3 protein-coding genes are annotated in these 4,126 nt (G+C 67.7%); 2 read left to right on the top strand and 1 reads right to left on the bottom strand.

Translation table 11 applies throughout. From position 1 onward, the window contains the following. Nucleotides 1-1,367, bottom strand: a 1,367-nt coding sequence (locus ACLFRM_RS09170) for a DEAD/DEAH box helicase (protein WP_410755435.1), incomplete at its 3' end; no start/stop codon positions are given. Between the two features lie 347 nt (nucleotides 1,368-1,714). On the opposite strand from ACLFRM_RS09170, the gene ACLFRM_RS09165 reads away from it, so the two are divergent. Continuing rightward, nucleotides 1,715-3,583 (top strand): pyruvate kinase, encoded by a 1,869-nt coding sequence (locus ACLFRM_RS09165; RefSeq protein WP_410755434.1) that lies wholly within the window; start codon nucleotides 1,715-1,717, stop codon nucleotides 3,581-3,583. Nucleotides 3,584-3,649: 66 nt separating this feature from the next. Continuing rightward, the coding region (locus ACLFRM_RS09160; protein WP_410755433.1) for a DUF2058 family protein at nucleotides 3,650-4,126 on the top strand (477 nt) is incomplete at its 3' end.

Here is a 4,126-nt window from a genome sequence, read left to right as displayed (position 1 = left end):
CGGTTGCCGCTGCGACCACCGCCGCCGCGACCGCCGCGGCCACCACCCGGACGACCACCCGGGCCGCGACCGCCGCCACCGGGGCCACGACCCGGGCCACGTCCCTGGCCACCGCCGGGTGCGCCACGACCGCCACCGCCGCCCGGACGTCCACCGCCACCGCGACGACCGCCGCCGGCGTTGTTGCGGCCGTTCGGGATCGGTTCGGGCTTGGCGTTCGGGTCCGGCTCGAAACCGGGCACGACGTGACGCGTGAACTTCTGCTTGGTCAGGCGCTCGATACCGTCGAGCAGCTTGAACTCGTCGATGCAGACCAGCGAGATCGCCTCGCCGGACTCGCCCGCCCGGCCGGTGCGGCCGATGCGGTGGACGTAGTCCTCGGCCACGTTGGGCAGCTCGAAGTTGACCACGTAGGGCAGCTGGGCGATGTCGATGCCGCGCGCGGCGATGTCGGTGGCCACCAGCACGCGGATCGAGCCGTTCTTGAACGATTCCAGTGCCTTGGTGCGGGCCGTCTGGCTCTTGTTGCCGTGGATGGCCATCGCCGGGATGTCGCGCTTGGACAGGTACTCGGCCAGGCGGTTGGCGCCGTGCTTGGTGCGGGTGAACACCAGCACCTGCTGCCAGTCCTGGTCGATCAGCAACTCGGCCAGAAGCTCGCGCTTCTTGTCGCGGTCGACCTCGTAGACCGACTGGCTGACCGCCTCGACGGTGGTGTTGCGCGGGGTGACCGAAATCTCCGCCGGGTTGTCGAGCAGCTTGTTGGCCAGCGCGCGGATCTCGTCGGAGAAGGTCGCCGAGAACAGCAGGTTCTGGCGTTGCTCCGGCACGATCTTGAGGATCTTCTTGATGTCGTGGATGAAGCCCATGTCGAGCATGCGGTCGGCTTCGTCCAGTACCAGGATCTCGACCTTCGACAGATCGACGGTGCCCTGGCTCTGATGGTCGAGCAGTCGGCCCGGTGTGGCCACGAGAATGTCGACGCCCCTTTTCAGCTTGTCGATCTGCGGGTTGATGCCCACGCCGCCGAACATGACCATCGATTTCAGCGGCAGGTGGTGGCCGTAGTCGAGCACGCTCTGCTCGACCTGGGCGGCCAGCTCACGTGTCGGGGTCAGGATCAGCGCACGGATCGGACGCTTGCCACCCTTGTGGCCGCCTTCCGGGTGGGTATCCATCAGGCGCTCGAGCAGCGGCAGCGTGAAGCCGGCGGTCTTGCCGGTACCGGTCTGTGCCGCAGCCAGCAGGTCCTTGCCGGAGAGCACGGCGGGGATGGCCTGGGCCTGGATCGGGGTCGGGGTGGTGTAGCCGCGCTCTTCGATGGCGCGCTGGAGTTCCGGGCGCAGGCCCAGTTCTGAAAACAACATAGAGATGATTTTCCTTGGGGAAACGGACTTTGGGGACGAGAACGCTCGACGCATGGAGGCCATGACGAAAAATGGCGTCTCGAATGGCGTGGCGTTTCCCGTCACACGCCCCCGGGGAGGGAACGCACGCCAGTCGGCAAGGAAAACGCGGGGTCGATGGCATGCCGTGGGCACGTCATCGGTAATGGAATCGGCAGGACTGGTCAGACCGAAGCGCGCATGCTAGCACGTTTCGCGGACGGTCAACGGTTTTATCACCCTCCGCCCTCGTGCCACACGCCAGTCACATGACGCTGGTAATCATGAGTGCTCCAAACCTCGGGACCGCACCCGGGAGGAACCGCTCCATGAATATCGGCCATGACGGCAAGCAAGACACCACCGAGAACACCATCGACTGGCTTCTCGACCAGGTCATCGCCCTGCGCGAACGCGTGGTGGATCGCGCCACCCGGCGACTGGAGCACGAGCTGGGAGATGCCGGGCGGGCCGGCCCGAGCTCCTGGAACCTCGCCTGCTACCTGGCGCTGCGTTCGGAGGATCTGCGCGAACTGCAACCGGTGCTGGCCTCCCACGGTCTCTCGTCGCTCGGGCGCAGCGAATCCCACGTGCTGGCCACGCTGGACAGCATCATCGATCTGTTGGGTCGCGCCTGCGGCCGGCGGGTACCCGCCGGTGGCCACTCATCGGCAGACTTCGTCACCGGAGATCGGATCCTGGCGGCGAATACCGAGGAACTCTTCGGCCCAGAGGCCCCGCCCGGGGTGCGCATCATGGTCACGCTGCCCACCGAGGCCGCGGACGACGCGGAACTCCTCGAGGGCCTGATCCGCGCGGGCATGACCTGCGCGCGCATCAACTGTGCCCACGATTCGGCCCGCGAATGGAGCCGGATGGTCGGCAATCTCGAGGCCGCGCGCCAGCGCACCGGCCGGCCCTGCCGGTTGTTCATGGATCTCGCGGGCCACAAGGTCCGCACCGGTGAGGTGCGCCGTCGGCACAAGGCGCTGGAAATCGACTGGGAAGGGACGCGGGCACCGGTGATCGAGATCAGCGACGGCTTTCTGCGCTCCGAGCCGGTCGGCAAGGGACGCAAGCGCAACTGGCACCTGGCGCTGGACACGACGGTCGTCGACCGGCTGCATGACCACCAGGAACTGTATTTCGTCGACACCCTCGGCCGAGAACGCCGCATGCGCATCGCGGCCACCGGCACCGCGCGCTTCTTCCACGCCGCGCTCGACGGGCCGGCGCACATCGACCAGACGACGGCGTTTCTCGACCCCGGCACCGGCGAAAGATTCCTCGCGCGCGGGTTCGACACTCGCCCGATCAAGATCCGCGTGTTCGAGGGCGACCAGCTGCGGCTCTCGGCGGACGCCCGCCCCGGCGAACCTGCCCGTCTCGATCCGGCCGGCAACGTCATCGAGCCGGCACGCGTACCTTGCGCGGAACCGCGGGTGTTCGAGCGGCTGGCCGTGGGCGATCCGGTATGGATCGATGACGGCAAGATCGGCGCTCGAGTGGTCGTGGTCGACACGGACGGCGCCCTGCTGACCGTCGAGCACGCCGGCCCGCAGGGCAAGACCATCAAGCCCGACAAGGGGCTCAACTTCCCCGACACCCCGCTCGACCTGCCGGCGCTGAGCGCCAAGGATCTCGCGGATCTCGACTTCGTGGTCGATCATGCCGACATGGTGGGCTTCTCGTTCGTCGAGACCGGTGACGACATGCGCACGCTGATGGCCGAGCTCGACGCGCGCGGCGCCACCGGCATGCCGATCATCGCCAAGATCGAGACCCGCCGCGCGGTGGACAACCTCCCCGGCATCATGCTCGCCGCCCTCGGCCACCGCCCGCTGGGCATCATGATCGCCCGTGGCGATCTTGCCGTGGAGCTGGGCCCGGAGGAAATGATCGAGGCGCAGGAAACCCTGCTCTGGTTCACCGAGGCGGCCCACGTACCGGTCATCTGGGCCACCCAGGTGCTCGAGACACTGGCGAAGAAGGGCACGATCTCGCGCCCCGAGCTCACCGACGCGGCGATGGCCGAGCGGGCCGAGTGCGTCATGCTCAACAAGGGCCCCTACATCGAGCGGGCCGTGCGCATCCTGGTCGACATCATCCAGCGGATGCATCGTTTCCAGCACAAGAAGACCGCCCAACTGGCGCCGCTGCAATGCCTCACGATGGAGGACGAACCGGCCGAGCCCTGACCTCCGCCGAGTCGCGCTTGCTGGTAGACTGCCGACCCGTTTCACCGATCGGCAGCGCGAAACATCATGAGCAAGGCATCGCTTCAGGAGCAGTTACTCAAGGCCGGCCTCGCCCAGAAAGGGGGCAAGCAGGGCGGCAAGCAGGCAAAGCAGAAGAAATCCGCCTGGGGACGCGTCAGCCGTCACGACAAGGACGCGAACACCAAGCCGCCTGCCGAGATCGAGGCGGCGAAGAAGGCCGCCGCCGAGAAACTCGAGCGCGAGCGACAGCAGGCGCGCGAGGCCGGCGCACGCCAGCGCGAGGCCGAGCAACGCCGCGCCCAGCGCGCCGAGATCCGCCAGCTCATCCTCGATCACGCCGAGAAGCTGCCCAGCCACGGCGAGCCGTATTACTTCGCCGACCAGTTCCGGGTACTGAGCCTGCCGGTCAACGCCCGCCTGCGTCGCGGCCTGGCCACCCGCAAGCTGCGCCTGGCAACCTGGGACAAGCGCTATTACATCGTCCCGGCGCAGACCGCCGAGAAGATCGCCCAGCGCGACCCG

Source organism: Guyparkeria sp. (genome assembly GCF_046540515.1).
In the GTDB taxonomy this organism is placed as follows: domain Bacteria; phylum Pseudomonadota; class Gammaproteobacteria; order Halothiobacillales; family Halothiobacillaceae; genus Guyparkeria.
The sequence above is the reverse complement of the archived record's forward strand: the minus strand, read 5'-3'. Positions and strand labels throughout refer to the sequence as shown.